General features: G+C 71.8%; 17 protein-coding genes. 7 read left to right on the top strand and 10 right to left on the bottom strand.

Translation table 11 applies throughout. The features are described 5' to 3' along the window. Positions 1–44 precede the first annotated feature (44 nt). Positions 45–260: an EF-hand domain-containing protein gene (locus tag EDD93_RS01490; RefSeq protein WP_123523435.1), complete on the top strand. Its 216-nt coding sequence runs from the start codon at positions 45–47 to the stop codon at positions 258–260. 62 nt (positions 261–322) lie between these two features. On the opposite strand, the gene EDD93_RS01485 is transcribed toward EDD93_RS01490, so the two are convergent. Beyond that, entirely contained in the window at positions 323–724 is a 402-nt protein-coding gene (locus EDD93_RS01485) for an STAS domain-containing protein (RefSeq protein ID WP_123523434.1), read from the bottom strand. Between the two features lie 215 nt (positions 725–939). On the opposite strand from EDD93_RS01485, the gene EDD93_RS01480 reads away from it, so the two are divergent. Continuing rightward, positions 940–1908 (top strand): CopD family protein, encoded by a 969-nt coding sequence (locus tag EDD93_RS01480; protein WP_123523433.1) that lies wholly within the window; start codon positions 940–942, stop codon positions 1906–1908. A gap of 9 nt (positions 1909–1917) precedes the next feature. On the opposite strand, the gene EDD93_RS01475 is transcribed toward EDD93_RS01480, so the two are convergent. From EDD93_RS01475 to EDD93_RS01455, 5 genes are all read right to left on the bottom strand, one after another. Then, positions 1918–3426: a carboxylesterase/lipase family protein gene (locus EDD93_RS01475; RefSeq protein ID WP_123523432.1), complete on the bottom strand. Its 1509-nt coding sequence runs from the start codon at positions 3424–3426 to the stop codon at positions 1918–1920. Positions 3427–3741: 315 nt separating this feature from the next. Then, on the bottom strand, positions 3742–4722 hold the full coding sequence (locus EDD93_RS01470) for a terpene synthase family protein (protein ID WP_123523431.1): 981 nt from the start codon (positions 4720–4722) through the stop codon (positions 3742–3744). Between the two features lie 685 nt (positions 4723–5407). Next, complete coding sequence (locus tag EDD93_RS01465; RefSeq protein ID WP_123523430.1) at positions 5408–6394, bottom strand: alpha/beta fold hydrolase; 987 nt, start codon at positions 6392–6394, stop codon at positions 5408–5410. A gap of 197 nt (positions 6395–6591) precedes the next feature. After that, positions 6592–7923 carry an amidohydrolase gene (locus tag EDD93_RS01460; RefSeq protein ID WP_123523429.1) on the bottom strand — a complete coding sequence of 444 codons (1332 nt, stop codon included), beginning with the start codon at positions 7921–7923 and terminating at the stop codon, positions 6592–6594. Between the two features lie 284 nt (positions 7924–8207). Beyond that, the gene (locus EDD93_RS01455; protein WP_260255587.1) at positions 8208–9107 is read right to left on the bottom strand and encodes an alpha/beta fold hydrolase; all 900 of its coding nucleotides are present in this window, start codon (positions 9105–9107) and stop codon (positions 8208–8210) included. Positions 9108–9192: 85 nt separating this feature from the next. Between EDD93_RS01455 and EDD93_RS01450 the strand changes: the two genes are divergently transcribed. The 5 genes from EDD93_RS01450 (at position 9193) to EDD93_RS01425 (ending at position 12621) form a co-directional block, all read left to right on the top strand. Continuing rightward, positions 9193–9669: a MarR family winged helix-turn-helix transcriptional regulator gene (locus EDD93_RS01450; RefSeq protein ID WP_123523428.1), complete on the top strand. Its 477-nt coding sequence runs from the start codon at positions 9193–9195 to the stop codon at positions 9667–9669. Between the two features lie 230 nt (positions 9670–9899). After that, positions 9900–10163 carry a hypothetical protein gene (locus EDD93_RS01445; RefSeq protein WP_123523427.1) on the top strand — a complete coding sequence of 88 codons (264 nt, stop codon included), beginning with the start codon at positions 9900–9902 and terminating at the stop codon, positions 10161–10163. A 143-nt stretch (positions 10164–10306) separates the two neighbouring features. Further along, positions 10307–10855, top strand: coding sequence for a YciI family protein (locus EDD93_RS01440; RefSeq protein WP_123523426.1), 549 nt, complete (start codon positions 10307–10309; stop codon positions 10853–10855). Positions 10856–10937: 82 nt separating this feature from the next. Then, a complete protein-coding gene (locus EDD93_RS01435) occupies positions 10938–11183 on the top strand; it encodes a hypothetical protein (RefSeq protein WP_148083828.1) in 246 nt (81 codons plus the stop codon). 481 nt (positions 11184–11664) lie between these two features. Further along, positions 11665–12621, top strand: a complete 957-nt coding sequence (locus EDD93_RS01425; RefSeq protein ID WP_123523424.1) for an IS481 family transposase — start codon at positions 11665–11667, stop codon at positions 12619–12621. Here the strand turns inward: EDD93_RS01425 and EDD93_RS01420 are convergent. The 4 genes from EDD93_RS01420 to gcvT form a co-directional block, all read right to left on the bottom strand. Beyond that, a complete protein-coding gene (locus EDD93_RS01420; RefSeq protein ID WP_123523423.1) occupies positions 12618–14000 on the bottom strand; it encodes an L-serine ammonia-lyase in 1383 nt (460 codons plus the stop codon). The two genes, EDD93_RS01425 and EDD93_RS01420, sit on opposite strands and share 4 nt — an antisense overlap. Positions 14001–14157: 157 nt before the next feature. Then, positions 14158–15414, bottom strand: a complete 1257-nt coding sequence (gene glyA, locus EDD93_RS01415) for a serine hydroxymethyltransferase (RefSeq protein ID WP_123523422.1) — start codon at positions 15412–15414, stop codon at positions 14158–14160. A gap of 20 nt (positions 15415–15434) precedes the next feature. Beyond that, positions 15435–15812, bottom strand: a complete 378-nt coding sequence (gcvH, locus tag EDD93_RS01410; protein ID WP_123523421.1) for a glycine cleavage system protein GcvH — start codon at positions 15810–15812, stop codon at positions 15435–15437. Between the two features lie 92 nt (positions 15813–15904). Next, entirely contained in the window at positions 15905–17020 is a 1116-nt protein-coding gene (gene gcvT / locus EDD93_RS01405) for a glycine cleavage system aminomethyltransferase GcvT (RefSeq protein ID WP_123523420.1), read from the bottom strand. Positions 17021–17090: the final 70 nt, after the last annotated feature.

The raw sequence follows: 17090 nt of genomic DNA, 5'->3' as shown, positions 1-17090 counted from the left end.
TTAATCTGACCTCCGTCATATAGGCATTACGAAGGGGCGGAACAGTGGCGGACATCGAGTCGGCGCGCAAGGCGTTCGAGCGGTTCGACCTGAACGGCGACGGGCTGATCTCGGCTGCCGAGTACAAGAGCGTCATGGCTCAGCTGGGGGACCCCTATGTCACCGAGCCGGTCGCGCAGGCCGTGATCAACTCCCACGACGGCAACGGTGACGGGCTGCTCACGTTCGACGAGTTCTGGTCCGCGCAGAACAAGGGCTGACGGCCGGCCCAGGACCCCCGGCGGGCGGGCCGGGGTCCCGGGAGCCGCGCACCCCGGCCCCGTCACGGCTCGGGCGTCTCGTCGGCGCCGAAGGCGTCGTCCGGCGTCGCCACCGGGCGGAAGAGATCGTGCAGCCGGCCCGCGCGCAGCAGCCGCAGGATGCGCGGGCAGTCACAGACGAGCCAGAACCGCCCGTCCCGCTCCAGCGCCCTGCGCCGGGCCCGGCACAGCAGTGTCAGCCCCGAGCAGTCGAGGAAACTCACCTCGGTCAGGTCCACCACCAGATGTGGTGACCCGTCCGACGTGGCGACGTCCAGAGCAGGTGCGATGAGCGCCGCGGTCGCGATGTCGATCTCGTCGCGCAGCGCCACCACCGTCCGGCCGTTCCTGCGGTACACGTGGCCGCACGGCTCGGGCAGGGGGACCAGCGTGGCGGATGCCGTGGGGGGCAGCCTCTCGGTCATGATGCCTCTCCTCGCAGCGCCGAATCCGCTGAGGCACCCGGGCCTTGGTGGCTGTCAGTGAGGTGACAGTCGGTGAACCTAACCCGAGGCTCGCGCCGGGTGGGGATGCAGAAACGTTCGCGCCTGCCGTAATGCGTCCTTCCGGGTGAATGTTCGATGGTGTCGTGGACGCCAGGGGCCCGTTTGTGTGGTTGTCAGTCAGGAAGGAGAGGCGGATGGCGCCCACCTCACGCGTGTCCGCACCGGCCCGCCGCAGGCCGGCGCCGGCCGTACTCATCACGGCGGGGGCCTGCCTACTGACCCCGGCGGCCGCCCTGCTGGGCGCCACCGCCGCCACCCACGGCACCGGTGAACTGCGCATACCCGCCGCCGGAACGGCCACCCTGCTGCGCACCGTCCTCTTCGCCGCGCTCGCCGTCCACCTCGGCGCACTCGCCGCCACCGCACTGACCCGCACCCTGCCCGGCCGGCCCGGATCAGTGCCGCGCAGCTGGGCGGCGACGGCCTCGGTGGCCGGGGCACTGGCGGCGGCGGGACAGCTCGTCCGGCTCGCCCGGGTCAGCGACCTCGGACTCGTCGAGACCTATGGAACCCGCGAGGGCGGGCTGCTCCTGCTCACCGCCAACGGCTTCGCCCTCGCCGCCTGCTGCGCCGTGAGCCGCCGCCCGGCACTGGCCGCCGCCCCGCTCGCGCTCGTCGTCGGCGGGGAGGCGTGGCGCGCCCACCCCGAGGCGTACAGCCCGGCGGTGGGCGCCCTGCTCACCGTCGTCCACCTGACCGCGGCCTCGCTCTGGTGCGGCGGGCTGCTCCACGTGCTGCGCACCATGCGGCTGTGGCGGCGGACCGCGCCCGGCGCCGCCCGCGCGCTGCTCGGCCGCTACGCCCGGCTCGCCGGCTGGCTCTACGCGGCCCTGGCGGTGACCGGGACCTGCAGCGCCCTGCGCCGGCTGCCGCCCGATGTCGTCCTCAGCTCGGCGTACGGGCGCACCCTGCTGGCCAAACTGGTGCTGGTGGCCGTCGTCAGCGGGCTGGCGCTCGGCGCCCGCCGCGGCCTGGCGGCGGACCGTGACCCGGCGGTCGTCCGGCGCCGGGCACGCCGCGAACTGGCCACGCTGGCGGCCGTCGTGCTCGTGTCGGCGGTGCTGACCGTCGTGCCCGACCCGCACTGGCTCAGCACCCGCTGACCGCCGCGCTCAGCGCCCGTCGCGGTACGGCGCCCAGCCGCGCAGCTCGTCGTCGCGCGGGGCGTGCACCGTCCCCGGAGCACCGGGGCCGAAGCGCATCACCGGGCGCGAGGCGTCCCAGCCGGGCCAGCCCGGATCGCCGGAGACCGCGAACCGCACCCACGCCGCGTGCATCGCGCGGGCCAGCTCCCGGGGGGCGTCCGGGCCGGTGAGCAGCACCGCGTCCGGCCGGTCCAGGTTGTCGAACACGAAGGCGATCTCCAGCCCGTGGCAGGCGCCGAGCCCTTGTACGGGGGAGGGCCAGTCGAACTCGTAGAGGTGGGTGGAGCCGGCGGCGCCGGTGCGGGCGTCGGCCAGCCGGTTCAGCGGTACCCGCAGCAGCAGGTCGGTGGCCAGGGCGCCGAGGAGTTCGCCGGGGGTGGCGTCGGGCCGGCCCGCGCGGTAGGTACGGGCCGTGGCGCCCGGCACCCTGAACTTCAGCAGGGCGAGACGGAGTTTCGTGCGGGTGAGCCGTTCGGTGAGTCCGCTGGGTACGAACCAGAGCCGGTACTCCTCGGTGTTGGAGCCCATCAGCAGATCGACACCGGATGCGGCGCCGTCGCGCAGGGCCTCGGCCGGCTCCCGGGGCAGGAGTTCGCCGTCCACCACGATCTGGAAGGAGTTCCCGCCGGTCAGCGGGGAGCCACCGCTCGTCACGGAGGTCTGGGCCGCCAGCAGCGCGGCGGGGTCCACGGCGGCCAGGGCCCGTGCGGTGGGCGCGACGCCGAGCCGTTTCGCGATCAGTCCGGTGGTACGGCGGGCCTTGTCCACGGGGAGTGCGGACGGGGCCCCGCTCTGCAGCACCGCGCGCCGGAACAGGCCCCGGGACCGAGGCGCGGCGAGCAGCGCGGCGATGCTGATGGCCCCGGCCGACTCCCCGCACACCGTCACCAGGTCCGGATCGCCGCCGAACGCCGTGATGTTGTCCCGCACCCAGCCGAGCGCCGCGAGCTGGTCGAGCAGCCCCCGGTTGGCGGGCGCGTCCGGGAACACCCCGAACCCCTCCATGCCGAGGCGGTAGTTGACCGACACGAGCACCACGCCGTCGCGGGCGAAGGCGGCCCCGTCGTACAGCGGAACGGCGGACGAGCCGTGCAGCAGCGAGCCGCCGTGGATCCAGACGAGGACGGGCAGTCCGGTGCGGGCGGGCGACGGGGTCCACACGTTGAGGTTGAGGCAGCCGTCGCCGGGCACCTCGGGGTCGGGCAGCAGCCGGTCGAGCGGCGGGGCGTACGGCCGCTTGGGTGCGGTCGGCCCGAAGGCCACCGCGTCCCGTACCCCTTCCCAGGGCTGCGGCGGCGCCGGGGCCCGGAACCGGTGGGCGCCCACCGGTGCCGCGGCGTACGGGATGCCGCGGAACACGGCGACGCCCGGCTCGTACGCGCCCCGGACGGTGCCGTGGACGGTGTCCGCGTGCGGGGCGGTCCGGCCGTCGGCGGTGTCGTCGTGGGCGGATATCGGAGGAGGTAGGGCAGTCATGGATGCCTCCAGCCCTTCTGCGGTACGGCCGGCGAGTGCGGTTGACCGGACTGCCGCCTGCCGCCGGGCGTACGTACCAGCACACCACGGCAGGGGGCGGCGGACCATTCGTGGGAGCTGTGGAGCCCGGACAGCGGCCGCTGTCACCGGCGCGCGTTTCCGGTCAGGTGCGGGCCCGGCCGGGGCCGGGTGACGCATGGGGACAGGGAATGTCCAAAAATCGCTGTCGCGTGCCCGCGTTCCGGTGCCGGGCGCCGCCGGGGCGGGGCCCGGCAGGGGCGCCGGACCCCGCCGGGTGCTCCGCCGGCCCTCGCCTCAGGCGGCGAAGTTCCGGGACATGGAGTCCTGTTCGTCGATCTCCACGAGGTCGGGCCGGGTGTAGCGCTCGGCCCGCGCGTGGTAGTCGAAGTCTCCCCGGACGAGCCCCCGGTAGTCCTGGATACAGCGTTCCAGGGCGGCTCGCGGGAGGCCCTCGATGCCCGCCGCCTCCATTTCCTCGACGAGTTCCTTCTCGGCCCGCTGCACGCGGTCGGCAATACGGGCCAGCAGGATTCCGGCCTCGTCCGCCGCTTCCTGGAGCGTGCCTCCCCGGTCCCGCTGGATCAGCCGGACGGTGTTGTGCTCGTAACCGAGCAGGGCCTCCTTCTCGAATGAGCAGATGTCGTTGCAGAGACCTGAATGATCGGTCACCGCATTGCGCAGCGCGATATAGGCGGGGAGGCTCCGGGCGGATTCCGGAAGGTCGATTCCGGCGGTGATCTCGTGCAGGTCGAGGAACGGCTGCATGGCCACCGAGTCGCGGCGGTGCTTCACGAAGTCCGCGGTGCTCGGCACATGGCCCGCCGCCCGGTCGACGGCCTCGGCGTAGTACGTCCACAGCCACGCGGCCGTGTCCCTGCGGAACTGCCGCACCCAGTGCGCCGGCCGGCCCGTGCAGGTCCGGACCAAGAGTTCGTCCAGGGCGTGCTCCATGGGGCCGACCGGTGCGCGGGCGCCGTCGAGCACGTCCACCAGATGTGAGATCGCCGATTCGCACAGCCTGGGGTCGCGGCCGGCCGGCCCGTCGTCGAACTCGTCGTCCACGAGGAAGGCCCAGAACAGCCACTGGCAGAACAGGTCGAGGTGTTTCTGCGACGCCTCCGGAAATATCAGGGATATCCAGAGTTCTGGGCGGGTCCGGATCATTTTCTTGTGGGCCACCGGTGACAGCACGAGATTGCTGGACTCGGCCCATTCCCAGGCAGCCTGCCTGGTCTTCTCAACTCCCGGATTACATCCCGCGCTCTCGAACGGCATGTGGAATTCTGGAAGCGCGATCTGGCTCATTGTGCACCTCGTCGAGACGATACGGACAGGGAAGGGGGATGCGCGAAACGAACCGCGCACGCGCGGCCGGAGCGGCGAGAGGTGAACGTGGCCCTGTCGATCGGCGCATCGCCGGGGTCGCGTCACCGGGGACTGCTGTCCGCACCGGCCCGGCAGAAGGGCGGTGAGGCCGTGGAGCCGGCTGCGGCGGACCGCCGCAGGGACGGATCAGCGGCGGCGGGGCGGTTGGTCGGTACGAGGGGGACGCGGAGCGCTTCGCGAAACGGCGCGACCGGGCCGGACGGCCGGATCCCGTCGTGGGAGCGTCACGGGAGGGGCGGCTGTCATCGCTGTCCTCTTTCCTCCGCCGGGGCATGGGCATCGGAGCCGGGCCCCGTGGGGTCCACGGCAGCGGACCGCCTGACGTGCACGGCGATCGCGTCACCACTCGTCACGACCAGTGAACTCCCAGTATGCGGGGGAGGGAAGCCGCTTGTGACTGAAAATGTGTGTTCGCCATGAACGCCTGCTCGGTTATGAGCAGTTGGGGTACTCCTGTGTCGATCGGGGTGCGGTGCGGCAGGCATGCGCCCGGCCGGTTCGAGGGTCCGGTGCCGGCTCCCCGTCCCGCTCACCGGTCTCTGGCCGCACCGGTCCCTCTCACCGTAGAGCCGGTTCAGGCGGGCAGCGAGGCGAGCCAGTCCGTAAGGATCCGGTTGACCTCCTCGGGGCGCTCCTGCTGGATCCAGTGGCCGCAGCCCTCCAGGATGTGGGACGAGACCAGCGCGGGCAGTGTCTTCGGATACGCCGCGATGGCGTCGGCCAGCCAGGTGGTGGAGGCGTCCAGGGAGCCGCCGACGAAGAGGGAGGGCTGGGTGACGGGAGCGCCGTCGAAGTCCGCGAGATCCTCCCAGTCCCGGTCCATGTTCCGGTAGCGGTTGAGTGCCCCGCTCACCCCGGTCCGCTCGAACTCGGCTGCGTAGAAATCGAGTTCGGCGTCGCCGAGCCAGTCGGGGCGCCGGTCGGGGAAGCGCTCGCGCAGCGTCCCGCCGGGCCCGGCGAAGTGCGGGTCCGGGGCGTCGGGCGCGGGCATGGTGTCGGCGGAGAACGCGGCGTAGAAGCCCGCGAGCCAGCCGCGTACATCCGGCTCGATCTCGGCCTCGGCCCGGCCGGGCTCCTGGAAGCGGGAGACGTAGAACTCCTCGCCCCCGCCCATCCCCGCGAAGACCTCGCTGGGGCGCGGGCCGCCGCGCGGGGCGTACGGCACGCTCAGCAGCCCCACCGCACGGAAGACATCGGGCCTGATCAGCGCGGAGTTCGCCGCGATCGTCGCGCCCCAGTCATGGCCGACGACCACCGCGTTGTGCTCGCCGAGCGCGTGCACCACGGCGGCGCTGTCCTCGACGAGTTCGGTCATCCGGTACGCGGCGGCGTCCGCAGGCCGGGAGGACCGCCCGTAGCCGCGCACGTCGACGGCGACCGCCCGGTATCCGGCGGCGGCCAGCGCGGGCAGCTGGTGGCGCCAGGAGTACCAGGACTCCGGGAACCCGTGCAGCAGCAGCACCAGGGGGCCGGTGCCCTGCTCCACCAGGTGGACGCGGCCGGCCGGCGAGGGGACGGTGCGGTGCGTGAGCTCCGGCGACGGGGTGGGCTGATGTGACATGGATCCTCCGCGGCTCTTCGGTTCTGCGTCGGTGCGGGGTGCGAGCCGTGTCGCAGCCGCACCCCGCTACCCGTACCGCCCGGCGGCCGCCCGACGGCTTCGGACACGATCATGCGACGGGGTCCGGGCCCGCCGCGAGTCGTGTTGCCGCTTCGGCAAACGCGTGGCCGGGGCCCGCGCGGGCCCCGGCCACCCGGTCACTCCCCGCCGCCCAGCCAGCTGCGGGCGGCGCCCAGCAGGGCCCGTACGCCCAGCTCGATGGTCGGGTCCTGGAGCGGCGCGTACCGCGGAGAGTGGTTCATGGGGAGCTCGGGCGGGAGCCCCCGCGAGGCGAGCGCCGCCGGGTCGAGTCCCTCGAACGCGGCCGGGTCGGCGCCGCCGAAGTGCCAGAACACCGACGGTGTGTCCAGTTCGGTGCCGAACAGGCCGAAGTCCTCGCTGCCGTTGATCGGCTGCGGCAGCGTCAGTACGGCCTGCTCGCCGAGCGCACCGCGCAGCCCGTCGATCGTGGTCGCGGTGGCGTCCGCGCTGTTCACGGTGAGCGGGAAGGAGTTCAGCGGGGTGATCTCCGGCTCCTGGGGCGCACCGGACGCGGCCGCCTCGGCGCGCACGATCCGGTGTACGGCCGCGATGACCTTCTCGCGTACGACGGGATCCACGGAGCGGATGTTGAGCTTCAGCTCCGCCTCGTCCGGGATGATGTTCTCCTTGCTGCCGGCCCGGATCGAACCCACCGTCACGACGGCCGCCTGCGAGGCGCCGACCTCGCGCGAGACGATCGTCTGCAGGCGCAGCACCACGGCCGCCGCCATCACCACCGGGTCCACCGTCGACTCGGGCGAGGAGCCGTGCCCGCCGCGCCCGAACAGCCGCACCCGGTAGCTGTCGGACGCCGCCATCAGCGGACCGGGGCGGGTCAACGCGACGCCCGTCGGGAACGGCCCCACGTGCTGGCCGAGGCAGATGTCCGGCTTCGGGAAGCGGTCCCGGAACCCGTCGTCGAGCATGTTCCGCGCGCCCTCGGCGGTCTCCTCGGCGGGCTGGAACACGGCGAGGACGGTGCCGCGCCAGCCGTCCCGGTGCCCGGCGAGCAGGGCGGTCACCCCGAGCAGGCAGGTGACGTGCATGTCGTGGCCGCAGGCGTGCATCACCGGCACGTCGTTGCCGTCGCGGTCGGGGGCCCGGTCCGCCGACGCGTACGGCAGGCCCGTCGCCTCCAGGACCGGCAGGGCGTCCATGTCGGCGCGCAGCAGCACGGTCGGGCCCGCGCCGTTGCGCAGCACGCCGACGACGCCGGTGCCGCCGACGTGCTCGGTGACCTCCCAGCCGGACTGCTCGCGCAGCCGGGCGGCGACCTTGGCGGCGGTACGGGTCTCCTGGAGCGAGAGCTCGGGATGGGCGTGCAGGTCCCGGTACAGCTCACGCAGCGAGGGCAGCAGTGCGTCGAGGCCTTCGGTGAGATCGCCGGGGCCAGTGGCGTCGGTGGCATCGGCGGTTTCGGTGGTCTCGGTGGGGGAGTCGCTGGTCATGACTGCTCGCTTTCTACGGGCGCTACTGGCGCTACGGGAGGTGCGCCGGTTACGGGCGCTGCGGGTGTTACGGGCTCAACGGGCCGGGGACCGGGAGGGTGTCGGCCGGCTCGGGCAGCCGCAGCGACCGGCCGAAGGGCGCGGTGTCCCTGCGGGGTGACGACGGAGGCGACACCGGCCGGCACGGCGCCCAGCACCCTCACCCTGCGCACGGCCAGGAGCACGGGCCGCGTCCTCGGTCCGGACGGGCGCGCGATGGCGCACCTGACGCCGCGGTTCTGCGGTCAGCCCCGCTCGCTGTCGACCCTCCCGGTGAACTCCAGAAGCGCGGCGGCGAGTTGCTCGGGCGCCTCCTGCGCGATGAGGTGGCCGACCCCGTCGAGATGTACCGCGGTGACCTCGCCCGTGCTCACCTGGCGGAAGGTCGTCTCGGTGATCCCGCGATGGCCGGCCGCCTCGACGGTGAGCACCGGTACGGCGATCGGGTGCGACTCGGCCAGGGCCCTGGTCGCGCCGCCGTCGGAGAGGACGCTCCGGTAGAGCCCCTCGGTGCCCCGCCAGGCGTTCGGGCGCGCGTAGCTCCGGACGAACTCGTCGATGTCGTCCTCGCCGATGGCGTCCTTGGTGCCGCTCATCAGGGGGAAGGCCCAGTCGGCCAGCAGTTCGCGCTCATGGCCCGGCAGCAGCATGGCGGGGATGCCCGGAGTGCCCAGGAAACCGACGTGCCAGGAGCCGTGGTTGTTCACGTCGGCCAGGGCCTCGAACCCGAAACCGGCCAGGGCCGTCTCGACCCCGGTGAAGCTGAGGACGTCCTCGGGGTGCGTCGCGGTGAAGCGGAAGCCCGTGCCGCCGCTGATGTCCTGGCAGAGGACGTGGACGGGACCCGCGCCGATGTGCGCGACGAGGTGGTGCAGATCCTCGGCCGCGACCGCCTCGCCGTACTCGGTGTCGGCGTTGCCCGAGTCGCCGAACCCGCGCAGGTCGAGAGCGAGGACCCGGTGGGACCGCGCGAGCAGCGGAATCAGGCTGCGGAACGCCCACCAGGTCTCCGGCCAGCCGTACACCAGCAGGATCAAGGAACCGTCGGTGCCGGCCGAGACGTAATGCAGTCGCGTCCCGTTGACGTCGGCGAGGTGATGCGTGACGCCGGGCAGGGTTGCGCCGTAGGGCATGGTCGTGGTCACGAGGAGCTCCCAAATAGGCAACCAGGTTGCCGACCACGATAGGCAACCAGGTTGCCCTTGTCAAAGGTGGCCTTATGCTGGCCACATGTCCAGATCAGGCGCCGATCTCGCGCTGCTCCTGCTCGCCGGCTTCCGCACGCTGGCGGACCGGGCTGCGGAGGAGCTCGCCGAGCGCGGGTACGAGGACGTGCGCTCGGCCCACGACTTCGCCCTCCACTCGATCCTGTCCGGCGCCGACAGCGCCTCCGAGCTCGCCCAGCGGATGTCGGTGACGCGGCAGGCGGCCGCGAAGACGATCGCCGCACTGGAGGAACGCGGATTCGTGGAGCGCCGGCCCGATCCGGCCGACGGCAGGCGCACACGCCTTCACGTCACCGAGCGCGGACTCGGGATGATGCGGCAGGGCGAAGCGGTCTTCGACGAGTTGCGCGAGCAGTGGGAGGCCCAGGCGGGTGCGGCGCAGGTCGCGGCACTCGAGGAGGCGCTCCGGTCCCTGGTCGGGGACCGGGCGATCCGGCTCGACTCACCGGGCTGGGGTGCACGCGGCCCCGGCGCGGAGTAGGCCCTCCCGCCCCGGCCCTCCCGTCGTGGCCCGCCCCGCTGTGGCCCGCCCTGCTGTGGCGCCCCCGGCCCGGCCCGCACTCCATCCGGCCGTCGGGCAGTTGGGGCAACGCAGGCATCCGTTCGGTGCATCTGCCGGTGGCGGCCTGCGTGCCTGCTCCGGTCGCGGTCCGATCCGGTTCATGGTGAATCGCCCGCACAAACTGTGATGTACCGCAAAAGGAGTGACCCATGGTTCGCCGTATCGCGATCACGCTGGCCACCGTTGCCGCCGCAGGATTCATGGCCGCCGCCCCGGCCGCCGCCAATGGCGGTGGGAACAGCGAGGAGGCCGGCAAGATCGGCGCCAGCTACTACGAGGTCGACGCTTCGCGTACGAACACGGAGTTCTTCAACGTCGGTGGCCCGTACGGCATCACGTACGCCAAGCAGGACAAGGCCGAGATCGAGGCCGAGGGCGGCAGCTTCTACGCCGAGTACCTCAGCCGGGGCTGACCTTCCCCCACCGCGCAGGGCCCGTCCCGTCATGGGGCGGGCCCTCGCTCGTTCCCCGGCGGCCCCTGGGGCGAAGGACGCCGCAAGGCCGTCCGCCCCGGCGGGGGTTGAGTTGCCGCCGTCCGTCGGAGAGGGTCAAGGGCATGGAGTTCTTCTGCTACCACCGTGACCGCTCCGACTCCCTCAGCCTGCGCGAGGAACTGCTGGAAGAGCACTGGTCCTACATGGACCGCTACGCCAAGGAGCTGATCGCCCGGGGCCCGGTCTTCGCGGCCGACGGCGAAACGCCCATCGGCAGCGTGCACATAGCCGACCTGCCGGATCCCGCCGCCGCTCGCGCGTTCGCCTTCGACGAACCCAACCACCAGGCCGGCGCCTACCGTGATGTGCTGCTGCGCCGGTGGCGCAACCTGCTGGGACGCACCATGTGGGACTTCGAGGGCGGCCCGGTCGGCGAGGACCGCTACCTGGTGCTCGGCCTCGGCTCCGGCGAGCCGGCCGACCTCGTCCTGCCGCCCGACCAGGACGCGCTGATCGCGTTCGGGCCACTGCTCTCCGACGACGGCGACACCTGGCTGGGCACGGCGGCGCTGCTCAGGGCCCCGGACCCGGACACGGCACGCGCCGTCCTCACCGAGGACCGCTACGCCGACATCGAGGTCCACCACTGGGAGTTCGGTGGGCGGCGGTAGGACGCCGAAGCTGCCCGGGGGCCCGCCTGCGTAGGATGCCCTCCACGGACAGGTCGTACGGGTGAGGGGCTGGAGACCGCAGGTGTTGTGGGGCAAGAAGAAAGAGGAGAACGGGCTGCCGAAGATCCCGCGGAGCGTGGATCCGCGGCGGGCCCGCACCCTGCCGGTGCCGGCCCAGGCGCAGACCGACGCGCGCATGTTCATGCGGGGCGGCGACACCATCCGGGCGGTCAAGGTGGTTGTGGACGCGACGGGCTACGACCTGCGCCAGGCCCGGGACATCGTGTACGCGCTGGTCTACGACATCGAGGTCCCGAGAGGGCACTGAGCCGGGGCGCCACCAGCACCTGACCCCGCGCGGCCACCCTCCTGCGGGCGGGATGCCCTAAAGGTTGTTGCACAAGGCCCGAACGATCTCCAGGGCCAGCCTGCGGTCGCCGCCCAGGCCGGTGGAAAACGGTGCACAAACGGGCAGTTGATCATGCCCGAGATGGCCGAATCCGGGCGTGATCGCCGTTGTGCAACAACCTTTAGGGCCTGTCTTCAAACTGCCGTCTGCCGGGCGGCGCCATGCACGCACACTCGCCGCACCGGCCCCAGACCCCGGTACGTCCAGTACAGGGGCCCGGGGCCGGCACGCCGAGAGCACGCACCTGACGCCGCCCGGCCGCCCTTCGGGCGACGACGGCAGTTTGAAGACAGGCCCTAGCTGTATTGATCACGAGCGTTGTTGACACGGGGGTCTTGATCAAAGGCGAAGACCTCCGGTGTGGTGGAGCTGTCTAGGAACACACCACACGGAGGTCTTCGTGTCCCACCGTAATGCCCGGCTGACGGTCTTCGGGAGGCGTCTGCTGGTCGAACGAGTCACGTCCGGCCGTCCCGTCGCCCATGTCGCTGCCGAGATGGGCATCTCGAGGGCGACCGCCCATAAGTGGGTGCGGCGGTGGCGGGCCGAGGGCGAGGCGGGCCTGGCCGACCGCTCCAGCAGGCCAGGGACGACACCGCACCGCACTCCGGCCGCGATCGAGGCCCGCGTCTGCGACCTGCGCCGGTCCCGCAAACTCGGACCCGCACGGATCGGCCCGGTCCTCGGCCTTCCCGCCTCAACCGTCCACCGGATCCTGACCCGTCACGGACTGAACCGCCTCGCCTGGATGGACCGGCCAACCGGCTCGGTGATCCGCCGCTACGAACGCGAGCGTCCCGGTGAGCTCGTCCACGTCGACGTCAAGAAACTGGGCCGGATACCCGACGGCGGCGGCCACAAGGTCCTGGGCCGCCAGGCCGGCCGCGCCACCCGCAGCAACATGGGCTTCGACTACCTCCACTCCGCGGTCGACGACCACTCCCGCCTCGCCTACACGGAAATCCATGGCGACGAGAGGGTCGCGACCTGCGCAGCCTTCCTGACCCGGGCCGCCGCGTTCTTCGCCGACCTGGGCATCACCCGGATCGAACGCGTGCTGACGGACAACGCCTGGGCCTACCGCAAGGGGCTGGCCTGGAAACAGGCCTTGGGCGACATCGGCGCGACCGGCAAACTCACCCGCCCCTACCGACCACAGACCAACGGCAAAGTCGAACGCTTCAACCGCACCCTCGCCGACGAGTGGGCCTACCTGCGGCCCTACACCTCCAACGACGAGCGAACAGCCGCCCTGGCAGACTTCCTCCACACCTACAACCACCACCGCTGCCACACCGCCCTCGGAGGCCAGCCCCCGATCAGCCGTGTCAACAACGCTGCGGGTCAATACACCTAGCACTCGATGATGTTCACCGCGAGCCCGCCCCGCGCCGTCTCCTTGTACTTCACGGACATGTCCGCGCCCGTCTCCTTCATGGTCTTGATGACCTTGTCGAGAGAGACCTTGTGGCTGCCGTCGCCTCGCAGGGCCATCTTCGCGGCCGTGACCGCCTTGACCGCCGCCATGCCGTTGCGCTCGATGCACGGGATCTGGACGAGGCCGCCGACGGGGTCGCAGGTCAGGCCCAGGTTGTGCTCCATGCCGATCTCGGCGGCGTTCTCGACCTGCTCGGGGGTGCCGCCCAGGACCTCCGCGAGTGCGCCCGCGGCCATGGAGCAGGCGGAGCCCACCTCGCCCTGGCAGCCGACCTCGGCGCCGGAGATGGAGGCGTTCTCCTTGAACAGCATGCCGATGGCGCCGGCGGCCAGCAGGAAGCGGACGATGCTGTCGTCCTTCTCCGTCTCGGTGGCGCCGCCCGCCGCGAAGTTCATGTAGTAGTGCAGCACCGCCGGGATGATGCCCGCGGCGCCGTTGGTCGGGGCGGTGACGACGCGGCCGCCCGCGGCGTTCTCCTCGTTGACCGCCATCGCGTAGAGGGTGATCCACTCCATCGCGTGGGTCTGCGGGTCGCCCTCGGCGCGCAGCTGGCGGGCGGTGTTCGCGGCGCGGCGGCGGACCTTGAGGCCGCCGGGCAGGATGCCCTCGCGGGACATGCCCCGGGACACGCAGGCCTGCATGGAGCGCCAGATGTCCAGGAGGCCGGAGCGGATCTCGTCCTCGGTGCGCCAGGCCCGCTCGTTCTCCAGCATCAGCGACGAGATCGACAGGCCGCTGTCCTGGGCCAGGCGCAGCAGCTCGTCGCCGGTGCGGAAGGGGTGCTTCAGCACGGTGTCGTCGAGGACGATCCGGTCCTCGCCCACCGCGTCCTCGTCGACGACGAAGCCGCCGCCGACCGAGTAGTACGTCTTCTCCAGGAGCGGCGCGCCCTCGTGGTCGTAGGCGAAGACCGTCATTCCGTTGGCGTGGTACGGCAGCCTCTTGCGGCGGTGCAGGACCAGCTGCTTGTCGGCGTCGAAGGCGATCTCGTGCATGCCCAGCAGGTTGATCCGGCCGGTGGAGCGGATCTCGGCGACCCGGTCGTCGGCCGTCTCGACGTCGACGGTACGGGGCGACTCGCCCTCCAGGCCGAGCAGCACGGCCTTGGGGGTGCCGTGGCCGTGGCCGGTGGCGCCGAGCGAGCCGAACAGCTCGGCGCGTATCGAGGCGGTGTGGGCGAGCAGGCCCTCGTTCTTCAGCCGGCGCGCGAACATACGGGCCGCGCGCATCGGGCCGACCGTATGGGAGCTGGACGGGCCGATGCCGATCGAGAACAGGTCGAAGACCGAGATGGCCACGGGTGACTCCTCAAAGCGTTGGTAGACGCCGTTGTCTGCCGGGTGGTGCGGTACGGGCCGGGTCGGCCCGGAGAGCAAGGGACAAGGGATGGGGCACCGCGCTCACTCCTCAGTGTGCGCGGTGCCCCTCCCCAATGTGCAAATACGCAGGTCCGGACTACAGACCGGGGTAAAGCGGGAACTTCTCGGCGAGCGCGACGACGCGGGCCTTCAGGTCGTCGGCGTCGTAGGACGGCTTCAGGGCGGACGCGATGATCTCCGCGACCTCGGTGAAGTCCGCCGCCTGGAAACCGCGGGTGGCCAGCGCCGGCGTGCCGATCCGCAGGCCCGAGGTGACCATCGGGGGCCGGGGGTCGTTCGGGATGGCGTTCCGGTTGACCGTGATGCCCAGCTCGTGGAGCCGGTCCTCGGCCTGCTGGCCGTCCAGCTCGGAGTTGCGCAGGTCCACCAGGACCAGGTGCACGTCCGTGCCGCCGGACAGGACGGAGACGCCGGCCTCGGTGACGTCGGGCTGCACCAGGCGCTCCGCGAGGATGCGGGCGCCGTCCAGGGTGCGCTGCTGGCGCTCCTTGAACTCCTCGCCCGCCGCGACCTTGAACGAGACCGCCTTGGCCGCGATCACGTGCTCCAGCGGGCCGCCCTGCTGACCCGGGAAGACCGCCGAGTTGATCTTCTTGGCGAGCTCCTGGGTGGAGAGGATCACGCCACCGCGCGGACCGCCGAGGGTCTTGTGCGTGGTGGTCGTGACGACGTGGGCGTGCGGCACCGGGTTGGGGTGCAGGCCCGCGGCGACCAGACCGGCGAAGTGCGCCATGTCGACCATCAGGTACGCGCCGACCTCGTCCGCGATGCGGCGGAAGGCGGCGAAGTCCAGCTGACGGGGGTAGGCGGACCAGCCGGCCACGATCAGCTTCGGCTTGGACTCCTTGGCGAGGCGCTCGACCTCGGCCATGTCCACGACACCGGTGTCGTCGACGTGGTACGGGACCACGTTGTAGAGCTTGCCGGAGAAGTTGATCTTCATGCCGTGGGTCAGGTGACCGCCGTGCGCCAGGTTCAGGCCCATGATCGTGTCGCCCGGCTTCAGCAGCGCGAACATCGCGGCGGCGTTGGCCTGCGCGCCGGAGTGCGGCTGCACGTTCGCGGCCTCGGCCCCGAAGAGTGCCTTGATGCGGTCGATGGCGATCTGCTCGATCACATCGACGTGCTCGCAGCCGCCGTAGTAGCGGCGGCCGGGGTAGCCCTCGGCGTACTTGTTGGTCAGGACGGAGCCCTGGGCCTCCATGACCGCGACCGGAGCGAAGTTCTCCGAGGCGATCATTTCGAGGGTGGACTGCTGACGGTGGAGCTCGGCGTCGACAGCGGCGGCGACGTCCGGGTCCAGCTCGTGGAGGGAGGAGTTCAGAAGCGACATCAGGTGGTCCCTTGGGGTCTTTAGTTGCCGGAGAACGCGGTGTACTCGTCGGCGGAGAGCAGATCGGCCGGCTCCTGTGCGACGCGTACCTTGAACAGCCAGCCGCCTTCGAACGGTGCGGAGTTCACCAGCGAGGGGTCGTCCACGACGTCCTGGTTCGCGGCGGTGACCTCGCCGGTCACCGGCGAGTAGAGGTCGCTGACCGACTTGGTCGACTCCAGCTCGCCGCAGGTCTCGCCCGCGGTCACCGTCTCACCGACCTCGGGGAGCTGGGCGTAGACGACGTCACCGAGAGCGTTGGCCGCGAACTCCGTGATGCCGATCGTGGCCACGCCGTCCTCGAGGGCCGACAGCCACTCGTGCTCCTTGCTGTACCGCAGCTGCTGGGGGTTGCTCATGACCTGAATTCTCCTGTACGCGGGGGAGTGCTGATGAACGATGGTCTTACGGTGTGAGACGCGACTGCGTCACTTCTCGACGCGCGCGGACGTCACTTCCGGCGCTTGTAGAACGGCAGCGCCACGACCTCGTACGGCTCGTGGCTGCCCCGGATGTCCACCGCGACACCCTCGGTGCCGGGCGTGGCGTGCGCGGCGTCGACGTACGCCATGGCGATCGGCTTGCCGAGCGTGGGGGACGGGGCACCGGAGGTGACCTCGCCGATGACCTGGCCGCCGGCGACGACGGGGAAGCCGGCACGCGGGACCCGGCGGCCCTCGGCGACCAGGCCGACGAGCTTGCGGGGCGGGGCGGTCTCGGCACGCTCGGCGGCGGACTCCAGGGCCTTGCGGCCCACGAAGTCGCCGTCCTTCTCGAACTTCACGACCCGGCCGAGCCCGGCGTCGAACGGGGTGAGCGACGTGGTCAGCTCGTGCCCGTACAGCGGCATGCCCGCCTCCAGGCGCAGCGTGTCACGGCAGGAGAGCCCGCACGGGATCAGGCCGCGCGAGGCGCCCGCCTCGGTCAGCGCCCGCCACAGCTGCTCGGCGTGCCCGGGGGCGACGAACAGCTCGAAGCCGTCCTCGCCGGTGTAGCCGGTACGGGCGATCAGCGCGGGGACCCCGGCGACCGTGCCGGGCAGCCCGGCGTAGTACTTCAGCCCGTCCAGGTCGGCGTCGGTGACGGCGGCCAGGATGGCGGGCGACTCGGGGCCCTGCACGGCCAGCAGCGCGTACGTGTCGCGGTCGTCGCGCACCTCGGCGTCGAAGCCCCCGGCGCGGGCGGTCAGGGCGTCCAGCACGATCTGGGCGTTGCCCGCGTTGGCGACGACCATGTACTCGGTCTCGCCCAGCCGGTACACGATCAGGTCGTCCAGGATGCCGCCGTCCTCGGCACAGATCATCGTGTAGCGGGCCCGGCCCACCGAGACGGTGGCGATGTTGCCGACCAGCGCGTAGTTCAGCAGGTCCACGGCGGCCGGGCCGGTGACGGTGATCTCGCCCATGTGGGAGAGGTCGAAGAGGCCGGCCTTCGTGCGCACGGCGAGGTGCTCGTCGCGCTCGCTCGCGTACCGCAGGGGCATGTCCCAGCCCGCGAAGTCCGTCATCGTGGCACCGAGGCTGCGGTGCAGGGCATCGAGGGCAGTGAGGCGCGGGGCGGTGCTCATGGATATGACTCCCAGGGCATGACGACGTGGACGATCCCTCCCCATCTGTCATCGGAACCTGAGAGGTTCG

This window comes from Streptomyces sp. 840.1, assembly GCF_003751445.1.
GTDB lineage: Bacteria > Actinomycetota > Actinomycetes > Streptomycetales > Streptomycetaceae > Streptomyces.
This window is presented reverse-complemented; position numbering and strand designations above follow the sequence as displayed.

What these genes read in the sequence shown, in the direction of transcription:
- glyA (WP_123523422.1), bottom strand. Translation starts at nt 15,414, where the DNA reads ATGTCGCTTCTGAACTCCTCCCTCCACGAGCTGGACCCGGACGTCGCC.
- EDD93_RS01445 (WP_123523427.1), top strand. Translation starts at nt 9,900, where the DNA reads ATGGTTCGCCGTATCGCGATCACGCTGGCCACCGTTGCCGCCGCAGGA.
- EDD93_RS01450 (WP_123523428.1), top strand. Translation starts at nt 9,193, where the DNA reads ATGTCCAGATCAGGCGCCGATCTCGCGCTGCTCCTGCTCGCCGGCTTC.
- gcvT (WP_123523420.1), bottom strand. Translation starts at nt 17,020, where the DNA reads ATGAGCACCGCCCCGCGCCTCACTGCCCTCGATGCCCTGCACCGCAGC.
- EDD93_RS01480 (WP_123523433.1), top strand. Translation starts at nt 940, where the DNA reads ATGGCGCCCACCTCACGCGTGTCCGCACCGGCCCGCCGCAGGCCGGCG.
- EDD93_RS01465 (WP_123523430.1), bottom strand. Translation starts at nt 6,394, where the DNA reads ATGTCACATCAGCCCACCCCGTCGCCGGAGCTCACGCACCGCACCGTC.
- EDD93_RS01485 (WP_123523434.1), bottom strand. Translation starts at nt 724, where the DNA reads ATGACCGAGAGGCTGCCCCCCACGGCATCCGCCACGCTGGTCCCCCTG.
- EDD93_RS01440 (WP_123523426.1), top strand. Translation starts at nt 10,307, where the DNA reads ATGGAGTTCTTCTGCTACCACCGTGACCGCTCCGACTCCCTCAGCCTG.
- gcvH (WP_123523421.1), bottom strand. Translation starts at nt 15,812, where the DNA reads ATGAGCAACCCCCAGCAGCTGCGGTACAGCAAGGAGCACGAGTGGCTG.
- EDD93_RS01460 (WP_123523429.1), bottom strand. Translation starts at nt 7,923, where the DNA reads ATGACCAGCGACTCCCCCACCGAGACCACCGAAACCGCCGATGCCACC.
- EDD93_RS01470 (WP_123523431.1), bottom strand. Translation starts at nt 4,722, where the DNA reads ATGCCGTTCGAGAGCGCGGGATGTAATCCGGGAGTTGAGAAGACCAGG.
- EDD93_RS01475 (WP_123523432.1), bottom strand. Translation starts at nt 3,426, where the DNA reads ATGACTGCCCTACCTCCTCCGATATCCGCCCACGACGACACCGCCGAC.